This is a genomic window from Hominifimenecus sp. rT4P-3 (assembly GCF_051055405.1).
GTDB lineage: Bacteria > Bacillota > Clostridia > Lachnospirales > Lachnospiraceae > Pseudolachnospira.
In genome coordinates, this window is the sequence record NZ_CP167068.1 from 842,490 (window position 1) to 862,837 (window position 20,348).

Annotated in this window: 18 protein-coding genes, 1 tRNA gene and 1 pseudogene; 14 read left to right on the forward strand and 6 right to left on the reverse strand. The window is 46.4% G+C overall.

From position 1 onward, the window contains the following. Positions 1-292: 292 nt before the first annotated feature. The 4 genes from ACCC71_RS04005 to ACCC71_RS04020 all read right to left on the reverse strand — a co-directional run bounded on the left by ACCC71_RS04005 (position 293) and on the right by ACCC71_RS04020 (position 3,698). Complete coding sequence (locus tag ACCC71_RS04005) at positions 293-1,543, reverse strand: glutamate-5-semialdehyde dehydrogenase (RefSeq protein WP_434311144.1); 1,251 nt, start codon at positions 1,541-1,543, stop codon at positions 293-295. 12 nt (positions 1,544-1,555) lie between these two features. Continuing rightward, positions 1,556-2,362, reverse strand: a complete 807-nt coding sequence (gene proB, locus ACCC71_RS04010; protein WP_434311145.1) for a glutamate 5-kinase — start codon at positions 2,360-2,362, stop codon at positions 1,556-1,558. A 163-nt stretch (positions 2,363-2,525) separates the two neighbouring features. Beyond that, positions 2,526-3,281, reverse strand: a complete 756-nt coding sequence (locus tag ACCC71_RS04015; protein ID WP_434311146.1) for a prolipoprotein diacylglyceryl transferase — start codon at positions 3,279-3,281, stop codon at positions 2,526-2,528. 45 nt (positions 3,282-3,326) lie between these two features. Then, positions 3,327-3,698, reverse strand: coding sequence for a DUF4190 domain-containing protein (locus ACCC71_RS04020; protein WP_434311147.1), 372 nt, complete (start codon positions 3,696-3,698; stop codon positions 3,327-3,329). Positions 3,699-3,969: 271 nt separating this feature from the next. Between ACCC71_RS04020 and ACCC71_RS04025 the strand changes: the two genes are divergently transcribed. The 11 genes from ACCC71_RS04025 (at position 3,970) to ACCC71_RS04075 (ending at position 17,190) form a co-directional block, all read left to right on the forward strand. Continuing rightward, positions 3,970-4,452 (forward strand): TRAP transporter small permease, encoded by a 483-nt coding sequence (locus ACCC71_RS04025; RefSeq protein WP_434311148.1) that lies wholly within the window; start codon positions 3,970-3,972, stop codon positions 4,450-4,452. Between the two features lie 2 nt (positions 4,453-4,454). Then, complete coding sequence (locus tag ACCC71_RS04030) at positions 4,455-5,741, forward strand: TRAP transporter large permease (RefSeq protein ID WP_434311149.1); 1,287 nt, start codon at positions 4,455-4,457, stop codon at positions 5,739-5,741. Between the two features lie 23 nt (positions 5,742-5,764). Next, positions 5,765-6,835 carry a TRAP transporter substrate-binding protein gene (locus tag ACCC71_RS04035; RefSeq protein WP_434311150.1) on the forward strand — a complete coding sequence of 357 codons (1,071 nt, stop codon included), beginning with the start codon at positions 5,765-5,767 and terminating at the stop codon, positions 6,833-6,835. A 21-nt stretch (positions 6,836-6,856) separates the two neighbouring features. Continuing rightward, complete coding sequence (locus ACCC71_RS04040; RefSeq protein ID WP_434311151.1) at positions 6,857-8,308, forward strand: FAD-dependent oxidoreductase; 1,452 nt, start codon at positions 6,857-6,859, stop codon at positions 8,306-8,308. A gap of 70 nt (positions 8,309-8,378) precedes the next feature. After that, positions 8,379-10,667, forward strand: coding sequence for a helix-turn-helix domain-containing protein (locus tag ACCC71_RS04045; RefSeq protein WP_434311152.1), 2,289 nt, complete (start codon positions 8,379-8,381; stop codon positions 10,665-10,667). A 94-nt stretch (positions 10,668-10,761) separates the two neighbouring features. Further along, positions 10,762-11,190: a DMT family transporter gene (locus ACCC71_RS04050; protein ID WP_434311153.1), complete on the forward strand. Its 429-nt coding sequence runs from the start codon at positions 10,762-10,764 to the stop codon at positions 11,188-11,190. An 85-nt stretch (positions 11,191-11,275) separates the two neighbouring features. Next, positions 11,276-11,884, forward strand: a complete 609-nt coding sequence (locus ACCC71_RS04055; protein ID WP_434311154.1) for a helix-hairpin-helix domain-containing protein — start codon at positions 11,276-11,278, stop codon at positions 11,882-11,884. Then, complete coding sequence (locus tag ACCC71_RS04060) at positions 11,877-12,569, forward strand: response regulator transcription factor (protein WP_434311155.1); 693 nt, start codon at positions 11,877-11,879, stop codon at positions 12,567-12,569. The genes ACCC71_RS04055 and ACCC71_RS04060 overlap by 8 nt, the downstream gene beginning before the upstream one ends. After that, complete coding sequence (locus ACCC71_RS04065; protein ID WP_434311156.1) at positions 12,544-14,058, forward strand: sensor histidine kinase; 1,515 nt, start codon at positions 12,544-12,546, stop codon at positions 14,056-14,058. The genes ACCC71_RS04060 and ACCC71_RS04065 overlap by 26 nt, the downstream gene beginning before the upstream one ends. After that, the gene (locus ACCC71_RS04070) at positions 14,055-14,975 is read left to right on the forward strand and encodes a GerMN domain-containing protein (protein ID WP_434311157.1); all 921 of its coding nucleotides are present in this window, start codon (positions 14,055-14,057) and stop codon (positions 14,973-14,975) included. The genes ACCC71_RS04065 and ACCC71_RS04070 overlap by 4 nt, the downstream gene beginning before the upstream one ends. A gap of 43 nt (positions 14,976-15,018) precedes the next feature. Further along, entirely contained in the window at positions 15,019-17,190 is a 2,172-nt protein-coding gene (locus ACCC71_RS04075; protein WP_434311158.1) for a DNA internalization-related competence protein ComEC/Rec2, read from the forward strand. A gap of 41 nt (positions 17,191-17,231) precedes the next feature. Here ACCC71_RS04075 and ACCC71_RS04080 read toward each other — a convergent pair whose 3' ends face one another. Beyond that, positions 17,232-17,957 (reverse strand): glycerophosphodiester phosphodiesterase family protein, encoded by a 726-nt coding sequence (locus ACCC71_RS04080; protein WP_434311159.1) that lies wholly within the window; start codon positions 17,955-17,957, stop codon positions 17,232-17,234. A 91-nt stretch (positions 17,958-18,048) separates the two neighbouring features. Between ACCC71_RS04080 and ACCC71_RS04085 the strand changes: the two genes are divergently transcribed. Both ACCC71_RS04085 and ACCC71_RS04090 read left to right on the forward strand, forming a co-directional pair. Further along, complete coding sequence (locus ACCC71_RS04085) at positions 18,049-18,708, forward strand: polysaccharide deacetylase family protein (protein WP_434311160.1); 660 nt, start codon at positions 18,049-18,051, stop codon at positions 18,706-18,708. A 101-nt stretch (positions 18,709-18,809) separates the two neighbouring features. Then, positions 18,810-18,892: transfer RNA gene (locus ACCC71_RS04090), tRNA-Leu, on the forward strand. Between the two features lie 101 nt (positions 18,893-18,993). Here the strand turns inward: ACCC71_RS04090 and ACCC71_RS04095 are convergent. Next, positions 18,994-19,263: pseudogene (locus ACCC71_RS04095) on the reverse strand (hypothetical protein); the annotation flags it as partial. 123 nt (positions 19,264-19,386) lie between these two features. On the opposite strand from ACCC71_RS04095, the gene ACCC71_RS04100 reads away from it, so the two are divergent. Then, positions 19,387-20,283: an SDR family oxidoreductase gene (locus ACCC71_RS04100; RefSeq protein ID WP_434311161.1), complete on the forward strand. Its 897-nt coding sequence runs from the start codon at positions 19,387-19,389 to the stop codon at positions 20,281-20,283. Positions 20,284-20,348 lie beyond the last annotated feature (65 nt).

The window sequence follows — 20,348 nt, forward strand, 5'->3', positions numbered from 1 at the left end:
TTTTTGTAGGGTTCCAGTGTCAAAAGGGTCTCTGGGGGAGGATATCGGAATATTTTGTAGAGTTTCGGAGCGAGTACTTCTAGGATTTCATAAATTTGTAAAAAACATTCACAAAAATAAGAAACTCGCTACGCTCAAACAGTCTTATTTTTGTTCATAATACAAATTTCTGGAATCTAAGAAGTACTAACGCTCCTGCAAATACAAAATATTCCGATATCCTCCCCCAGAGACCCTTTTGACACTGGAACCCTATCAACTGGTGAAAACAGCTGGATGGAATAGGGGAAGGTCAGCGGATCTGCCCATCCCCTTCTACGATATATTTGTAAGAGGTAAGCGCCGTCAGTCCCATGGGCCCTCTGGCATGAAGCTTTTGCGTGGAAATACCAATTTCAGCTCCTAAGCCGAATTCTCCGCCGTCCGTGAATCGTGTGGAGGCGTTGACGTATACCGCCGCGGCGTCTATCTCACGGATAAATTTCCGGCTGTTTCCATAATCCCTTGTGACAATACACTCGCTGTGGCGGGTGCTGTGAGCGTTGATGTGGCAGATGGCTTCCTCTAAAGAATCCACCACCTTTACCGCTAAAATATAGTCTAAAAATTCCGTATCATAATCTTCCATAGATGCCGGCGTTACACAATTTCCCAAAATCCGTACGGTTTCCGGGCATCCGCGAAGCTCCACCTGATGTGTGTCCAGCGCTTTTTTCATAAGCGGAAGGAAGGAGGCGGCAACTTCCCGATGTACCAAAACATTTTCAATTGCATTGCAGACAGATGGACGAGAAGTTTTGGCATTGTCTACGATCTGGCAGGCCATCTCTAGATCAGCGGAAGCGTCTACATAAACGTGGCAGTTTCCTGTACCGGTTTCGATCACAGGAACCGTGGCATTTTCAACAACGGAACGGATCAATCCCGCCCCGCCTCTAGGAATTAACACATCCAAATAGCCGTTCAGTTTCATCATTTCCAGTGCGGAATCTCTGGAAGTATCTTTGACAAGCTGAATACAGTCGGCAGGTAGATGAACCGATTCCAAAGCGTCCCGCATGACTTTTTCCAAAGCGGATCCAGTGTGGATGGCTTCCTTTCCACCCCGTAAAATACTGGCATTGGAAGATTTGAGACAGAGAACGGCGGCGTCGGCGACAACATTGGGGCGGGCTTCAAATATCATTCCTACTACCCCCAAAGGGACAGAGATTTTTTCGATGCGCAGCCCATTGGGATTGGTGCCGCCGCCTATGATTTTTCCGATCGGGTCGGGAAGGGAAGCCACGTCCCGCACCGACATGGCAATCGCCTGCAGTCTTTTAGAAGTCAGGCTCAGACGATCCAACAGAGAGGAAGTCATGCCAGACATTTTTGCCGCTTCCATGTCGGCGGCATTGGCCTTTAAAATTTCATCCTGGCGGCGTTCCAAATGTTCCGCAATGGCAATAAGCGCTTCGTTTTTTTTCGATGTGGACACGGTGCTTAGCATTCGCGCCGCCTTTTGCGCACGCTGCCCCATCTCCTGCAACTGAGTCATCATGATTCCTTCCTTTCATTCCCCTTCCGGATCGTTCCGGCGCGCGGTAAAGTGTGTCCCTACTGTCTCTCCATCGAATAACTGATAGAGCTGTTCCGGATGTTCGCCGTTGATAATCGCCATATCGATTCCTGCTTCCACAGCAATCTGCGCTGCGTGTATCTTGGTGATCATGCCGCCGGTGCCTCTCGAACTTCCGGCTTCTTCGGCGATGGATTCTATCTCTGGGGTAATCTTTTCTACTTTGGGAATTAACTGTACGTCTGGGTTTGTCCGAGGATTTCCCGAATAGAGGCCGTCGATATCCGACATAAGAACCAGGACGTCAGCTCCGGTCAGCTTCGCTACAATTGCCGACAGGGTATCGTTATCTCCAAATTCGATCTCATCTACCGCAACCGTATCGTTTTCATTTACAATCGGGATTGTCCCAAAATCGATCAGCCGTCGAAACGCGTTCATGGCGTTTTGTTTGCGGTGTTCGTCTTCGATGATATCCCGCGTCATAAGCACCTGGGATACGCTGTGATTATATTCGGCAAACATTTTGTCATATAGGTACATTAATTCACATTGGCCGACAGCTGCCGCCGCCTGTTTAGAGGCGGTGTCAGACGGGCGCTCCCGCAGACCGAGCTTTCCCACGCCGACGGCGATAGCACCGGAGGATACCAGAATGAGGTCCTTGCCGGAATTGTGGATATCGGATAGAATTTTGACAATCTGCTCCATACGGCGGATATTGATATGTCCAGATTTATGAGTTAATGTGGAACTGCCAATTTTAATGACAATACGACGGGATTCTTGAAAACAGTTCATACTTATCCTATTCTCCTACTACAATATAGTTATGGTTCATATCCCTTACAGCCAGTAAGGGATGCTCCATCTTAAATCATTAATTCGTAAAGGTACCTTCCATGAACCAGAGCGTGTTTGCCCTTGTTCATGGAAGGTATCGTTACTCTCACAGACTTTGCTCCTATTGTTTTTGCGATTTTTTGGATTGTCGGTAAAGGACACAGGCGGCGCCCACGGTTAGAATCGCAATCCACTGAGAAGTCGAAAGGCCGAAAAAGATTTTTCGAAGATCGTCGTCCCCCCGGAGAAATTCGAAAAGAAAGCGGCCTATCCCATACAAGATCAGATAAAGTTCTAACAATCGTCCTTGCTGTTTTCTATGATGAAATAGAAAGAAAAGAAAACAAAAGAGCGCCAGTTCAAAGGCTGCTTCCAGCAACTGAACAGGAAAACGGGCGACTCCGTTTGCTCCAGGAATCAGAGAGTGATGAAAGGTCACTCCGGCCGGCCACTCGATTCCATAACAACATCCGGCCAAAAAGCAGCCGACTCTCGCTGCGGAATGGAACAAAGGGATGGAGCAGGCGCTGATATCCAAAAATAACGGACGGTCATAAGAGGGGTGTCGTTTCAGGAAGAGGAAACCAACTGCCATCCCTCCCAAAAGACCGCCATAGAAAACAGAACCTCCAAAAATAGCGGCCAGACAGGATAGAAACATGTCTGGCCCAGTGATTTGATCAAAGTTTTGAATCACAAGAAGCAGATCTCTCCCATGAATCAGACCGTAAAGCAGGTGGCTGCCAATCAAGACACCGACGGCTGACCAGAGCAGAAATTCAATCATGTGAAAGGCGGGCACGCCTTTTTTTTGCGCAATCCGCTCAGCGAAAAGAAGCGTGAGGACAGCGCCAGCCGCGGCCACCATCGGATACATCTCGATGGACTTTCCGAATAAAAGGAAAGAAGGAAACATGGCCGATTAGCGCAAGAACGCCAAGCTGCTGAGGCTCGCGCAGGCACAGGCCGCACAGGCAAATGCCAGACCGCACAGAGCAGTGCCGATGATGCCGAGAACCAGTCCGGCAATAGCCATGCCATTTTTCGCCGCGCCCATCGAAAGCTTCCCTGCTTTTACAGAGAGCACGATCGCCACGATGCCGAGAACCAGACCAAAAAGCGCGCCGTAGCTTAAGAAGCAGCAAATGACGCTGATAATGCCGCAGACCAGAGATGCGATGGCAGGACCGCGCGACGGATCATTCTGAGGGTTGCCGTAAGGGGGCTGGCCGTTTTGCAGCGGAGCTCCAGTTTGAGGGTCAAAGTTTGCCATAGTAAGTTCTCCTTTACTCACAAGAATTCTTCTAATTCTTTCTTTATCGTAACATTTTGACATAGGAATGTCAATGCTGTCATAAACAAAAGACTCTGCCGCCATAAACAAAAAGGAGCAGTATTTTTAGGAAATACAAGGAATCTCGATGTATAAAACGAAAGAGAGTGAATGATTTGCAAGAGAATAGCCATTTTGTAAAGCAGTCGACAAAAAAGATATTTTTTCAATGCTCCATTTATGCTATATTTTGCGCAGACCGGTCGACAAAAATCTGAAAAGGAGGGATTACATGAAAAGGTTGCTGCATGGATTGGACGACAGTTTAGAAGAAGCTTTATTGGTTTTACTGTTGATTGCGATTACAGCTACGATATTTCTCCAAGTTATCATGCGTTATCTTTTTACAAACTCATTGTCTTGGGTGGAAGAATTTTCACGTTATTGCTTTGTATGGTCCGGTTTTTTGTCTTTAGGCTATTGCGTAAAGAAGGGAAAAACATTGCGAGTAGATATCTTGCTTTATTTATTACCGGAAAAAGCTCAAAAAGTGGTGGATGCGCTTGGGAAGATACTGGAAACAATATTTTATGTATACGCATTTTATGCGTCATTTGGAGTAATGCAAAAGGCGATTGCCAACGGCCAGGTTACGGCGGCAATGGAAATCCCGATGTGTGTAATTTATGCGGTGATTCCATTTGGATTCGGTCTGGCTATATTCCGACAGTTGGAAGCGTTTGCCCATGCTTTAAAAAAGCGTAGGAGGAAATGAGAATGATTGGCATCGTATTTTTGACATTTTTAGTGACCATTTTATTAGCCTTGCCTTTGGGGCTTGGAATGGGATTTGCCAGTTTGGTTCCAAGCTTGATTCGGCCTTCGTTCGTAGGCGATATGGAATACATTTTGACTTCCATGGCAAGTGGTTTGAATTCAACCCCTATTTTAGCAATTCCTTTATTTATGCTTTCGGGCGTTATTATGACGAAAGGGGGGATTTCGAAACGTCTATTTGATGTGTTTTCTCTTATTGTGGGGACTCGCACTGCGGGAATTCCTTGCGCGGTTATTATTACCTGCTTATTTTATGGGGCGATTTCCGGTTCCGGCCCGGCAACTTGCGCGGCGGTGGGCACCATGACGATTCCGATCTTGGTGAGATTGGGATATGATAAAAAGTTTGCCGCGGCGGTAGTCGCAGTAGCAGCAGGTTTGGGCGTTATTATCCCTCCGAGTATTCCATTTGTTATGTATGGCCTATTTACAGGAGAGTCCATTGCAGACTTATTTAAAGCGGGAGTGGTTCCAGGATGTTTGATTGCTGCTTGTTTGATGATATATGCGTATATTTACTGTAAAAAGAATGGGGAAGATAAGCAAAAAATTAAGGAAAACTATCTGGATTTAAAAGCGCGTGGTTGGCTTCACGTGGTGAAAGATGGTTTTTGGGCTTTATTGACGCCAGTTATCATTTTAGGTAGTATTTATGGTGGTATTGTTACACCAACGGAAGCGGCGTGTATTTCGGTTGTATACGCTTTGATCGTTTGTCTGTTTATTTATAAAACGATCCGCTGGAAGGATATCTGGAAGCTGCTGAAGGAGTCAGTGGTGTCTTATGCGCCTATCTGTGTTTTAATTGGCATGGCAATTGCTTTTATGAGAGTGTTGATTTTGTTAAAGGCAACGGATGTAATCGGAACATTGATTGCAAATGTGATGACAAATAAAGTCATGCTGCTTATCACACTAAATATTTTGCTGCTGTTTATTGGCATGTTTATGGATGTTGGCGCAGCGGTAATTGTAATCGCGCCGATTTTACTTCCTGTGGCAGAATCGATGGGGATTGATGGTATCCATTTGGGGATCACGATGGTAGTTAATTTGGCAATTGGTTTTGTGACTCCGCCATTTGGGGTGAACTTATTTGTGGCGGCGCCATTGGTAGATATATCTGTAATTGAATTGGGAAAGAAAGTTTTTCCTTTTATTGTAGCATTTTTGATCGCCTTGATTGCAATTACATTTATTCCGGCAATCAGTTTATGTTTGGTGTAAAGTAGGATTAGAGAGGAGAAAAAATGAATAAGAAAAGTTATTTGGCAGGAATGCTGGCAGTAGCAATGATGATTTCTGGGTGCAGTTCTGCATCGGATCAATTATCGTCAAAAGCAGCGGATAACGCGGGAACCCAGGCTTCGGATAAAAGTTCGGAGTTGGTGCTTGATCTTTCTATGGGAAATTCAGGCGTTATTGACCGCAGCAGCGGACTGGGAACGGCTGTGAATGATTATAATGATTATATTAAGGAATGGTCAGGCGGAAATATCACTGTAAATTTGTATGATGGAGGCTCCCTGGGAAACGATGGCGAATTGATAGAGGGCGTCAAAAATGGGACTGTAGATATTTTTATTGGAATGCCTTCCGGCCAAGTAGGCCTAATTCCCGAACTTGCTATCTTTGATATTCCTTGTATGTTTACCTCGATGGAACAATGCCAGGAGGTTTTGTCCGGGGATTTCTTCGATGTAATGCAAAATTATTATCATGAAAATGGACTTCATCTTCTGGGAATGGGGTTTGCTTATTTTCGCGAGTTGACTTCTAACCGTGCGGTTCGTTCTGTGGAGGATTTGAAAGGCCTGAATATCCGTACAATGGAAAATAAATATCATATGAAATTTTGGTCTGAGCTGGGCGCCAATCCGACGCCGCTGGCATTTTCTGAATTGTATATCGCGTTGGAACAGGGACTTCTGGATGCGCAGGAAAACCCGTTGATGCAGCTTACGGCGGCAAATCTGGGAGAAGTGCAGGACTATGTGATTTATACACATCATATGCCCTATATCATGACTTATGTTATGAATTTAGAGAAGTTTGAGTCCTATCCGGAAGAGTATCAGAAGTTGCTGACCGATATGGCGGAGGGAGCTTTAAAACAGATGGCGGAAAGTTCAGTAAGTGAGAATGAACAGCTGGAAGCTACCTGCAAAGAAACTTTCGGAACAGAATTTATTACATTGGATGATACTTCGATGGAGGCATTAAAAAGTGCAAATCAGGCGGTTATTGATATGATGAAAGAAGAAATCGATCCGGAATTTGTGGATAGTTTCATTGAAGCGGTAAATGCAACAGAAAAATAGGAAAGAAAGGGGACGGAAGAGATGAAGACCTATTTAGAACCGCCAAAGGAAGTGCGGGTCTATGACGAGGCGGATGTTATCGTCGTCGGCGGCGGACCGGCAGGAATTGGTTCAGCGTTAAGCGCGGCTAGAAATGGCGCAAAAACAATTTTGATTGAGCGGTTTGGTTTTTTAGGAGGAATCCAAACACTTTGTTCCAACGCAATATTATCTTTTGTAGATCCGGAAATTCATGGCGGGATCATCTGGGAAATTGTCCAGCGTATGGAAGCGTCGGGAAAGCTGCATGAAGATACTTATATCCAAAAAAACTGCCATGACACAAATCATGTGCTGCGGGAAAACGGGTGTTACTTTTTGGATTTGGAGTATTATAAGCATTTGACAGAAACGATGATGCTGGAATCAGATGTGAAATTGATGTATCATAGTTTAGTAGTAGGCGCGATCTGCGAAGATCATTGCTTAAAGGGTGTCCTGGTAGAGACAAAGGAAGGAAGAATCGCCGTTATGGGGAAAACAGTCATCGATTGTACCGGTACAGGCGATTTGGTATGGAAATCTGGCGCGGATTGTTTTGGGGAAGAAGGCATCAATTTAAAGGGCCGTTTTGGCTTCAAACGAAGCGGCGGCGCGGGCTATGTATCGGGCTTTTATCTGTGTGGCGAGGATTATCCTAAGTTTCGTGAATATGCAAGGAAAAATCCAGAGTGGGATTTATGGCATGTAGGGAGGGAGATGTTTGCAAAAGCAAAAGAAGAAGGACGCCTTCATATGTCGATGCCATATTTCAACATCAATGATTATCCCAATGGGAGAGCATGGGTACTAGGCTCGAATTACCCGGTTCCGGAAGGTCATTATCCATGGGAAGTAGATATGGCAACCAAAGCAGAAACAGAATTGAGAAATCAAGCGTGGGAACTGGTTGAGCTATTGCGTGACCAGGTTCCTGGGTTTGAACATGTGACAGTTGAACAGTCTCAGATTCAGGGGTGGGGCATTGGAAACCATCGGATGTCCGGAGAATATGTTTTGTGTGAGCAGGATATGATGGGAACCTTTTGGGAAGACTCTGTTTGTGTCAGCGCACAGGTTCCAGATGTTTATATGGCAGACGGTCAAACGAGCTATCCATTTGATTTAGGAGTAATGCCGCATGATATTCCGTATCGCTGTTTGCTTTCTAAAACATATGATAACCTGATGGCAGCGGGAGCTTCCGGCTCCTATGAGTTAGTTCCATGGTTTGCGATGATGCACTGTGTGCAAAGCGTTTGTGCTGGGGAGGCAGCAGGCGCAGCGGGCGCTCTGGCGGCGAAGCAAGGAATAACGCCGAAGCAATTGGATGTTTCCGTTTTACAGAGGACGCTGAAAGCCCAGGGAATTTGTACAACAATCCGTGACCTTTCGGCAGATTGCATAGAGAAATATAGAATTCGTGCAAATACATGGAAACCTCATGATAATTAAACACGATAGGAAAAAGCAGGAGGGCCTATAGGCCTTCCTGCTAATTGTAGTTTTAAAGGGGGAGGGACAAATGCCAAAAAGAAAGAAAAGTTTCTTGAAAAAGCGCCAATATCGAGTGATTTTGCTGCGCACAATGACCGCTTTAATTGTATTAAATGCGGTTGCTATCTTGTTTTTTCTTTCTGTCATTCAGATGCTTATGGGAAAAAATCAGGAGCAGGAGGATTATCGGACAAATCTTTCTTTACTGGAACAGGCGGATCACTCGATGAAGCAAATGTTGTCCCTGATGGAACAAAACATGAATCAAATCATATGGAACAGCGATGTGGTGCACCATTTGGTAGACCCGTATGGTTTTGACGGTGAAAATGGAAATCGAATTTTCAACTTGCTGCAGGATTGTGTGGATAGCGTAGAGTTTGTGGATGCGGCATATCTCTATTCTCCATTTTCGAAAGAGGCATATTGTGATACGGGAAAAATTTTGCCGAAAGACCAGATTCGATTTCGTGAGATTTTGGATCTGAATCCGAGCCGGAACGATAAGGTGATATTATCAGAGAAAAGAACCACACTGAATATGGAAAATTTCGACAATCATTTCTATCTGATTTTAGATTTTTATCCGGGGGAACGAATCGGTTCTCTGATCTATCAATTGAATGCGGAACACGTTTATCATTTGATTCAGGATCCTCGCTGGGAAGGAGAAGATGTCTTTTTGCTAAATGATCAGGGAGAGATTTTCATTGGAAAAGAAAGCCGAAATCGAAAAGAAATTTCATTGTCGGATTTACAAAATGCAAATAGACAGTATCAGGGCACAGAGTTTTCCTATGTATGTCAATTGGGCGATACTTCCTTTTGCGTGTTAAAGTCAGAATTTATGGATTGGTATTATATACGCCCCATTGAAATATCGGGAGTTTTTATTGAATGGAGAGTGGGGGTCACGTATGCGCTTCCTGTGCTCCTCGTTTTTTTCATTGTCAGCGCAATTTTGTCAATATGGATTTCGCGGCGTATTTATGAACCGATTAACCGGTTGATGAATTTAACTGCAAACCAGAATGAAAAGGGAGAAAAGCATTTTACCCCGCGCAGTGAAACCGATTACCTGGAACTTGCCTATCTCAATGTATTATCAGAAAATGAACAAATTACAGAAGCAATGCAGAATGTTCGAAAAGATATTTTGGAACAACTTTTACATGGGTTGGTGATCGGAAAAAATATGGACTCTTCCCATGTGATGGAATTATTAAACAGCGCGGGAACTCCTTTTGAAATCCAGGGAAGATTTGTCGTTTTATGCTTTTCTATTTCGGAAAATGATGGGTCAGAAAATAATAGTTTGCAGATGGGGTTATACCGGGCAAGCATTGGCAGCATTTTGGAACAAATTGTTTGGAGAGAGGGGAATCTGTACTGCTTTTCTGTAGATTCCGTTCAGGTAGTCGCTTTATTTGTGGGAAATAAAGAACAGTCCGCTTGGAGCATTAAGCAGACTCTGGCGCAAGGCGTTGCTGTCTTTATGGAAAAAATGAGAACATTGCCATTTCAATGTACTTTTGGACAAGGAAGCATTTGTAATTCTCTACTAGATATCCATGAATCCTACCGGGAGGCTTTCCAAGATATCAACCGAAAGGTATATGGTGAGATAAATCAGGAGGGAAACGAGGGGGCGGAAGATACCAAAGCGGAAGTTTATGGTCAATTGGCGGAACAAATTGTCCGTAAGATGTTAGAAGGGAACCGTCCAGAAGCGGAGCGTAAGGTGGATTTGCTGATCGAAGAGGTGAGCCGAGAGGCCGTAGACCTGGAAGAAAAGAAGATTTTAAGCGAGAGATTGATTGATTCATTGATGGAAAGAATATGGGAATTGCAGATGGATAGCGATGACTCTCAATTAGTAGATGTGGTATCGTTTTCCCATGGAGAGCTGTACTCCGTGAAAAATGTACCGGAGTTAGAGCGATATATACGAAACATATGTTATCAATTGTTAGGTGTCCTTGGTATTTATGCGAAGAATAAGACCATTCGTTATATTACGATGGCAAAGGATTATATTCGGATGAATTACAGTGATATGAATATGTCTAGAGACTCAATTGGAGACTATATCGGTATCAGCGGAGCCTATTTGGGACAAATCTTTCGGGATGCCACAGGTGAAAATTTATTGGATTATCTAAATTCCTATCGTATAGAAAAGGCAAAGAAATTGCTAAACGGAACAAAACTGCCGGCCAAAGAGATTGGCTATAAATGCGGATTTGCTTCCGCGCAAAGTTTTATACGTGTGTTTAAAAAATATACAGGAGTAACGCCTGGACAATACCGGAATTAGAAGGAATGAAGAGCATACAGTTGATTCTATAAAAATAGCATAAAAATGAAGGAAAAGGAAACACTGAAAGAAAACGGAAGGAGTTTTCTTTTCTATGTGGGGAATTTTAATATCCATGCTTTCTGGCGCTCTGATGAGTATTCAAGGCGTCTTTAATACAGGCGTAACGGAAAAGACCAGCGTGTGGGTGGCGGCCGGTTGGGTGCAGCTGACCGCCTTTTTGGCGTGTGTGGTCGCTTGGTTTTTTACTGGCCGTCCATCGGTGACGGCGATTGCAGGCGTGCATCCCAGATATCTTCTTTTGGGAGGCATTTTTGGAGCTGCTATCACATATACCGTTATACAGGGAATGGAGGCGTTGGGGCCGGCGAAAGCGGTTCTTTTAATTGTTGTTGCTCAGCTGGCGGTCGCTTACTTGATTGAATTGTTCGGTTTGTTTGGGTCCGATAAAGTGGAATTTCAGTTTCATAAGCTCATTGGCCTTGTAATTGCGGTTGTCGGAATTGTGATTTTTCAAAAGTAAGACTTGTAAAAATCGTAATAATTTTGTAAGATATTGATAGGCAGAAGAGAATCCGGTCTCCGAAAGAGTTGGGAGGCTTGAGAGGATGAAAAAAAAGAAGTCATTATGGATTCTGGGAACGTTTCTGGTGATTGTGGCGGGTTTTCTTTATAGCTGCGGCCGATCGGAAGAGACGTACCTTTTGCCTGGGATGTCGTCTGGCGCAGGCGCTGAGATACCGATAGAGGTGGAGACAAAGACAGAGAGGGATTCTGGCTCTGTTTTTATTCATGTCTGTGGAGCGGTGCAAAGGCCGGGAGTGTATGAACTTCCAGCTGGAAGCCGATATCAGGATGCGGTACAAGCGGCCGGAGGCTTCGCGGAGGACGCGGACGTTTCCTTCCTGAATCTAGCGCTGCTGCTTTCGGATGGAGAGCAGTTGGCGGTACCTACAATGGAAGAGGCAAAGGCGCAGAGAGAAGCGCAGGTACAGTCTGCGTCATCGGATGGGCGTATCGATCTGAATCAGGCTGGGAAGGAAGAGTTGATGACGTTGCCAGGTATCGGCGAGGTTCGGGCGGAAGCGATTCTTTCTTACCGGGAGGTCCATGGAGCCTTTTCTTCGGTCGAGGATTTGATGGAGGTGTCTGGTATTAAAGGAAGCACCTTTGAGAAAATAAAAGAGAAAGTTAAAGTGGGGAGTAGCGATGGCTAGCAAGGTTTTGGTAGTGGACGATGAAAAGCGGATTGTCAAGGGAATTCGTTTTAGTCTGGAACAAGATGGATTGGAGGTTGACTGCGCTTACGACGGGGAAGAAGCGTTGAAGATGGCAAAACAGAACGAATACGACGTGGTTCTGTTGGATCTGATGCTGCCAGTGATGGACGGCTTACAGGTCTGCCAGCAAATCCGGGAGTTCTCCGATATGCCGATTATTATGTTGACTGCCAAAAGCGACGATATGGATAAAATTTTAGGATTGGAATATGGGGCGGACGACTATGTGACCAAACCATTTAATATTCTGGAAGTGAAGGCGCGAATCAAAGCGATTATCCGGCGGAATTCGAAAAACAGGCAGAAGGAAGAGGCGGGCGGAAAGAAAATTTCTGCGAGGGATCTGGTATTGGATCTTGACAGCCGTAGGGTATTCTCCAAGGGAAAAGAGATTAACCTGACAGCAAAGGAATTCGATTTGCTGGAACTTCTGCTGACTAATCCGGGTAAGGTGTACAGCCGGGAGCAACTGTTAAATATCGTGTGGGGATTTGAATATCCGGGCGATGTCCGCACTGTGGACGTCCACGTGCGGCGTCTGCGGGAGAAAGTGGAGGAAAACCCCAGCGACCCGCATTATGTCTATACGAAGTGGGGTGTCGGTTATTTCTACAAAAATTAAGCCTGAAAAAAGACGGTCCGCCAGTCTGCGGGTCCGTCTCTTTCTTATCATGCTGTTTCTGGCCGCGATGCCGATGGTCGTGATCAATGTGATTCTTTTAATCTCTGCGGAAGAGATTGAGAGGAATTCTACGGTAAGTGAGATGAAGGGACAGGCCTTGATCCTTGCTAATCAGCTTTCTTCTGTAGACTACATAAATAATCCGCATAATTCTACGATGAACGCGGTGTTAAAGCAAGCGGCTGACATGTGGGGCGGCCGAATTTTGATTGTGGACAGCTCTTACCGGGTGGTACGGGATACGTATATTATCGACGAGGAGAAGTATAGTATTTCCGAGCTTGTCATGCGGGGAATGTCTGGTCAGAGTACCAGCGTGTTCGATGAGGAAAAGCAGTTTGTAAAATTTACGCAGCCAATCGTGGTGAGGGAAGAATTGCAAAATACGGTTACTGCCAGCGGGGAGACCACGGTTGTGGTAAAGGCGTCTGAAACAGAGACAAAAACCGTGGGCGTTCTTTTGGCGATTATCGATGCAGGACCGATTTTAGCCCCAGTGGAACTGCTAAGAGAAAAGGTTGTCCTGATGACATTAATTGCCGCCTGTTTGCTTGTTCCGATGGTTTTGCTTTTCTCCGGACATCTGATGAAACCTTTGAAGCGGTTGGCAAAGGATATTGAGAAAGCGGCTTCCGGAGGGCTGACGAGTCAGGTGGACGGCGGGCACTTTGCGGAGACGGGCCGGATCAGCGACGCCTTTAACCATACCTTAAGCCGTTTGCAGACTTTAGACCAGTCCAGGCAGGATTTCGTTTCCAATGTGTCCCATGAGCTGAAAACGCCGATTACCTCGATCCGCGTGTTGGCGGATTCTTTGATGAGCATGGAAGGGGCTCCGGTGGAACTGTACCAGGAATTTATGGAGGATATTTCCTCAGAGATCGACCGGGAGAGTAAGATCATCGACGACCTTTTGTCCCTGACGCGTCTAGAAAATAAGGCGCAGGGCCTGCACATTGCTCAGGTCAATGTAAACGATATGATGGAGCTCATCTTAAAACGTCTTCGTCCCATTGCGAAGACGCGGAATATTGAGCTTTTGTTGGAAAGTTTCCGGCCGGTAACAGGGGAAATCGACGAGGTAAAGCTTTCTTTGGCCATCACTAATTTGATCGAAAATGCGATCAAATATAACCGGGATTCCGGCTGGGTGAAAGTATCTTTGAATGCGGACTACAAATATTTCTATATAAAAGTGTCGGATTCCGGCTGCGGAATACCGGAGGATGCTTTGGCTCATGTTTTCGAGAGGTTTTACCGTGTGGACAAGGCTCGTTCCAGGGAGACCGGCGGTACCGGACTGGGACTTTCGATCACGAAATCCATCGTGAATTTACATCATGGGGCCATTAAAGTCTACAGTAAAGAGGGAAATGGGACAACGTTCGTGGTTCGTATTCCGTTGATTTATCTGAAGGAGCAGAAATGAAAAAAGCTTGGATTTTACTTCTGGTTTTTCTTTTGCTTTCCGGGTGCAAAAAAAATATAACGGAAGAGCAGGTAGGGGACGGTTATGTTCTGGCTTACTACGTGAATGCAGCTGTAACCCGCCTGACGGGAGATGCCCATGAACTGAAGGCTTCCGATTTGGAAGGACAGGTAGAAGAATTATTTGCCGTTCTCCAGGAAAGCGGTCATGGGGAGACCGTGGCTGCCGTACCCGGAGCTTTGAGTCTCGTGTCTCAGACATTGGACGGTGTAATTCTATGCCTTGATATAGAGGGACCTTATTATGAAATGTCTACGGCGTCTCAAGTGATGTGTCTGGCCGCTTTGACAAAAACCATGACCCAACTTTCTGAGGTGGATTATATTCGCCTGTCGGTAAATGGAGAGCCGGTTACTCAGGGGGAAGAAGAGGTGGGCATTCTGCGTTCAGGGATGTTTATGGACGATGTCAAGGATAATCCGGATTCCTATATAGAAGAGGATCTGGTCCTTTATTTTGCCAGTGAGGATGGACGCCAGTTGGTGAAAACCACATTGCATGTGGGGTATCCTTCCGGTACTTCTTTGGAACGGTTTGTGGTGGAGCAGCTTTTGCGAGGACCGCAGGTGTCTGGGGTGAAGGCGACGCTTCCTTCCACAAGTAATTTATTGAGTGTAAGTGTGCGGGATGGAATCTGTTATGTCAATTTTGACGATAAGTTTATCACAGACTCTTTAAGCGGAGGATATGATTATATTCCAGTTTACTCTTTGGTAAATTCTTTGGCGGAGCTGCCGTCCGTGCAGAAAGTCCAGCTAATGATCAATAGCAAGACGGATGTCAGCTACAGTGAGGCGATTTCTTTGGCGGCGCCATTGGAACCGAATATGGATTATGTAGGAGGAGAAACTTATTAGACGACCACTTCTGTGGGTCTTGGGGATTTGGATCATAGGAGAGGTGATTCTTTGGCAGCTGGGGCTGATCGGGTCCCAGACTGCCGTCTTTGACGAATGGCTTTTGGAGGAAGACTGTCTCCCGGTGACGGTGATCGGAACTGTAGCGGAAAGAAAAGACAGCGCCTATGGAAGCCAATGGATCTTAACGAACAATTCTGTAAGCTGCCGGGGAGAGGAAAAGGTTCCCGGACGTCTGCTTATCTCTTTCCGTCAACAAGTAGAATATAAGATCGGAAATCGGGTGATGGTGACAGGAGAGCTGTCTCATTTTGGCGTGCCTGGAAATCCAGGCGAATTTTCTTTGCGGGAATATTATCGCGCCCAGGGGGTGGATTATCAAGTCGACGGGGAAAGATGGGAGCAGGTTAGAACTTCGGTAAACCGGCCGAGGGAATTTTTGGCTAACCTTCGCCGGCGCTGGAAGGAACATTTGGAGAAAACGGTAGGGGAGGAAGAAGCCGGCGTATTTGCCGCGGTGTTTCTTGGCGATACCTCTATTTTGCCGGAAGAAACCAAGGAGCTTTATCAAGAAGGCGGGATTTCACATATTTTGGCGGTCAGCGGGCTTCATGTTTCTCTTCTTGGTTTGGGGCTCTTCCGTCTGCTTTGCCGCCTCCCTCTTCCCAAAAGACTGCCGGAATGTCTAAGCGCGGGGGTGATGGCCGTTTATGTGACGGTGGCGGGAGCATCCGTATCCTCTAGGCGGGCGCTTCTTCTCTTTTGGGTCTTGTTATTGGCAAGGATTCTGGGCAGATCTTACGATATGCTGTCGGGGCTGGGGCTTGTTGGTCTTTTGCTGCTTGCCGCGCAGCCGATGCAGCTTTTCCAAGCGGGATTCCAGCTTTCTTTTGGCACCGTAGCGTCCCTTGGGCTTTTGGGGCCGGAATTAGCAGAATGGCTTAAGCCCCAAAGAAAGTGGCAGAAAGGGCTTTTGGCATCGCTCTGCGCGATTGTGGGTACGATGCCGATTGCCGCCTGGCACTATTTTGAAGTGGCTGTCTCCGGCATCTGGTTAAATCTTCTGGTGTTACCGCTGGCTTCCTGGCTGCTTCTTTCCGCGATGCTGACCATAGTATTTTCCTCTATCATTCCGGCTTTTGGCACATTTTTTGCCGGGATTGGTCATTACATTTTACTGTTGTATCGTTTTTTCTGCGAATATGGGGGAAAATCCATATGGACAGGAAGGCCGGAGCTTTGGCAGATTGTCCTTTACTACGGCTGGTTATTGTTGCTGGTGACAGCGGGGAAAAGAATTCGAAAGGGAAGAGAAAAGACAAAAAGGCGGCAGGCAAAGCATGCGGCAAAAGAACTTGGGAAGGGAAGGACGGTGGTTCGCTGGGCAACTCTTGCGGTGAGCATTGCCGTGGCTTTCCGCCTTTTGATGCCATTCCCGGATGGAGGCTTGACCGTGGTCAGCTTGGACGTGGGACAGGGGGACAGTACTTTTTTTCGGACGCCGGAAGAAAGCTGCTGGCTGATTGACGGGGGAAGCAGCAGTGTGAAATCTGTTGGGAAGAAGCGGATTTTACCGTTTCTAAAATTTGAAGGGGTACGAGCTCTTACGGGAATTGTTCTAAGTCACAGTGATGCGGATCATATCAATGGAATTTTGGAATTACTGGAAGAAAAAAAGATTTCCGTCGGGCGCCTGATTCTTCCAAAAGCATCCTCTGGGGAGAGCGGTTGGGATGAGATCAAAAGGTTAGCGGCGGAAGCGGAAATTCCAGTTTTGGAGATGGAGGCGGGAGAACGGTGGAAGGACGGCGAGGTTTTTTTTACTTGCCTCCACCCGGAAGCTGCATTTGCTGGCTCCGACTCCAATAGCTTTTCTTTGGTTCTTCAGGTGGAGTTTGCCGGTTTCCGGGGATTGTTCCCAGGTGATCTGGGAGAAGAGGAGGAACGGCTCTTTCCGGAGGCATGGGAGCCCTTGACTGTCTTAAAGATAGGGCATCATGGGGCAAGAGGGTCTTCTGGAGCGAATTTCCTGAAAGCGGTACATCCGATCTATGGGGTGATATCCTGCGGCAAGAAAAATTCCTATGGCCATCCGCACAAAGAGACGCTGGAACGGCTGGCACAAGCAGGAACCCATATCTATCGGACCGATGAGAATGGAGCCATCCGGTTCTTTGTCAAGTCAGGAAAACTGCGGGTCAGTACCTTTCGGTAACGGCGGCAAAATTTGCTCTGTCCTGGCCGGGTGCGCTCTTGTCAGTGTGGAGGGCTCTGTTCAAAGATGTAAAAATCAAAGGCGCCCTTTGCCTTTCGCATCTCTTCCTTGGAACGAAACGTCCAGCCAAAGGTGGGTTTTCGTTTTGCTAAAAATCGAAAGAAGGGCGTCTGGCGATATCTTTGATCCAGGGCAAAAAAGTGCGGGTCTGTCCAGACATTGGAGATCAGAGAACGCATCAGCCATTTTTGCCACCTGGGCATGGAGGGACATTCCCGAAAAAAGTTGGTAACCAGTTGTCCGCGCGGAATCAACGGGCGGTTGCGGCGAAACCAGAACAGGGCGTAAGGGTGGAACGATTCGATACAAAATTCTCCTGGGTAGGTGTCCAAAGCCTGGGCGACCTGCTCGCAAAGCTTCGGATCGATGCCTTCCATCTTGATCTCTACCAAAAGTGGAACTTGTCCATGAATCAGTTTTAATACTTCAGAAAACAGAGGGATTTTTTGATCCGAATCATAAAGCGTATATTTTTGAATCTCTTCTAGGGTCAATTCTTCGATTTTCCCTGATTTGCCGCAGACGCGGGTGAGAGAACTATCATGAAAAACCACAAGAGCGCCATCCCGGCTGCGGCGGACATCCAGCTCAATACCAAAGCCATGCTGAATCGCTTTCGAAAAAGCGGCGATAGAGTTTTCGGGAAATTCTCGGTATGCGCCGTGTAATCCGCGGTGGGCAAAATAGGGAGTGGAAAAGGACAGCATAAAAATTACTCCTTTCTGCTGTTGTCAGCCTTGTCTTCCATTCTAACAAATTTGTCCGGCAAATACAATAGAAGAAGCAGGAGGATTTGTGATGAGAAAACAGAAAGCTTTGGTTGTATTTTTGTGCGGACTGGTTTTGCTTACGGGAATGTGGAGAAATGAAACGGTACAAGAGGCCTCTGCTCCAGCAGAGAAAGGAGGCACCATCGCTCTGACTTTTGATGATGGACCCCACTGTACCTATACGAAGGAGCTTTTGGATGGGCTTCGGGAACGAGGAGTACGGGCCACGTTTTTTCTGATCGGAAAGAATATCGAGGGAAATGAGGATTTGGTGCGCCAAATGTCAGAAGATGGACATTTGATTGGCTGCCATACATATAATCACGTGGATTTGACAAAATGTACTCTTTCCGAGGCTCTCTGTGAGGTGGAATTGACCAATGATCTGATCATGGGAATTACGGGAAGGGTCGTGGAGTACGTGCGCCCTCCTTTTGGGAATTGGAAAGATTCTTTGGCGGAGGCCTTGCCGCTAACCGTAGTCCACTGGACCGTTGACCCGGAGGACTGGAAAGATCAAAACCGGGATCACGTTGTATCTAAGGTCAAAAAACATGTAAAAGACGGAAGTATTATTTTGCTTCATGACAATTACCGCACTTCCGTGGAGGCGGCTTTGACTCTTGTGGACGACTTGCAAAAGCAGGGATACGAATTTGTGACCATGGACGAATTGCTGCTGGATTAAAGGAGATAGCGGGGAGAAAGAACGGTGGAAAATTGGAAGTGTGGAAAAATTTGAAAAATCTCTTGAAATTTGAAAACCGCCGTGCTATAATACCATAGCACGCGGGAATGCTGGAATTGGCAGACAGGCATGACTAAGGATCATGTGGTCTACGACCGTGAGGGTTCAAGTCCCTTTTCCCGCAGAAAGAAAAAGCCGACCGATTGACCGGGCGGCTTTTTTCTTTTTTGGAGACTAAAGATAAAAACGTTTTTATATTCTGAGGCAGGTATTTTATTTCCAAGCTTAATTCTCCAACCGTTCGAGCCAGCGCACAGCGCAGTGGGCAAGACACGCTGGGCCAATGGCGCATACCTCCTCGTTAAACCGTACCTTCGGGTTGTGCGCGGGAGCCTCGCCCCGCTCGTCCGAAAATCCGGCGGAAAGATAGATAAACGTACTGGGTACCCGGTCCGCAATGACAGCAAAATCCTCGGATGCGCTGGCTGCTATACCGGAATAGGGCGTCAAACCGGGCAGTTCCTGGAGGTAGTTCACCATTTTGTCTGTCAGTTCTTATATAATACCATTTTTGCGGCTTCTCAATCTCAAAAGTAACGCTCCTTGTCCATGTGCCTGTCTTCTTTCGGAACCCTGTTCAAGCTTTGCGCATATCATAGGGCAAGGAGGAATTGGCTTATGAACCCAAAGTATGATTTTGCGAATACAGATAGTTGCAGCTTCCCAGTAGGTTTTCCACCTCAGCATCAGGACGAACAGCCGGGGTTGGAATATATAATGACTCCCAAACCCATGTCAGAATGCTGTAAACCGCGCCGTAAGCTGGAAAATAAGGTTGCTCTTATTACAGGCGGCGACAGTGGGATTGGCAGGGCCGTGGCATATGACTTTGTAAAAGAAGGCGCAAAAGTCGGGCTTGTTTATTTTGATGAAGAGCGCGATGCCAGAGACACGGCGGATAAAATAGAGCAGTTAGGCGGAGAATGTTTTCTCATGAGCGGAGATTTGAAAGATCCGGGATTTGCGAAAAGCTGTGTGGAAAAAACCGTGCGTCATTTCGGAACCCTGGATGTTCTGATCAATAACCACGCATTCCAGTTCATACAGAGAAGCATTCTTGATATTTCCCATGAACAGCTTGATTTTATATTCCAAAATAATGTATTTTCCTTTTTCTATCTGATTCAGTATGCGCTGCCATATATGAAAAAAGGAAGCTCCATTATCAATACAACTTCTGTCACGGCATATGAAGGAAATAAAGATCTCATTGATTACAGTTCCACAAAAGGCGCGATTGTTTCCTTGACAAGATCTCTATCCTTGTCGCTGGCAGAAACGGGAATCCGTGTGAATGCCGTAGCTCCTGGGCCCATATGGACTCCGCTGATTCCTGCTTCCTATTCGGCGGAGGAGGTAAAAACCTTCGGCACAAAAACATCACAGGTTCCTATGATGCGCGCAGGTCAGCCGTGCGAGGTGTCTCCCTGCTATGTGTTTCTTGCTTCTGAGGATTCCAGTTATATGACGGGTCAGGTGCTTCATCCCAATGGGGGTACCATTGTCGGCTCGTAATCCAATAAATTCTAGTAGTCTCTGCCGGATAAGTGTGCTATAATATGGCCTGAGGAGGGAGACAG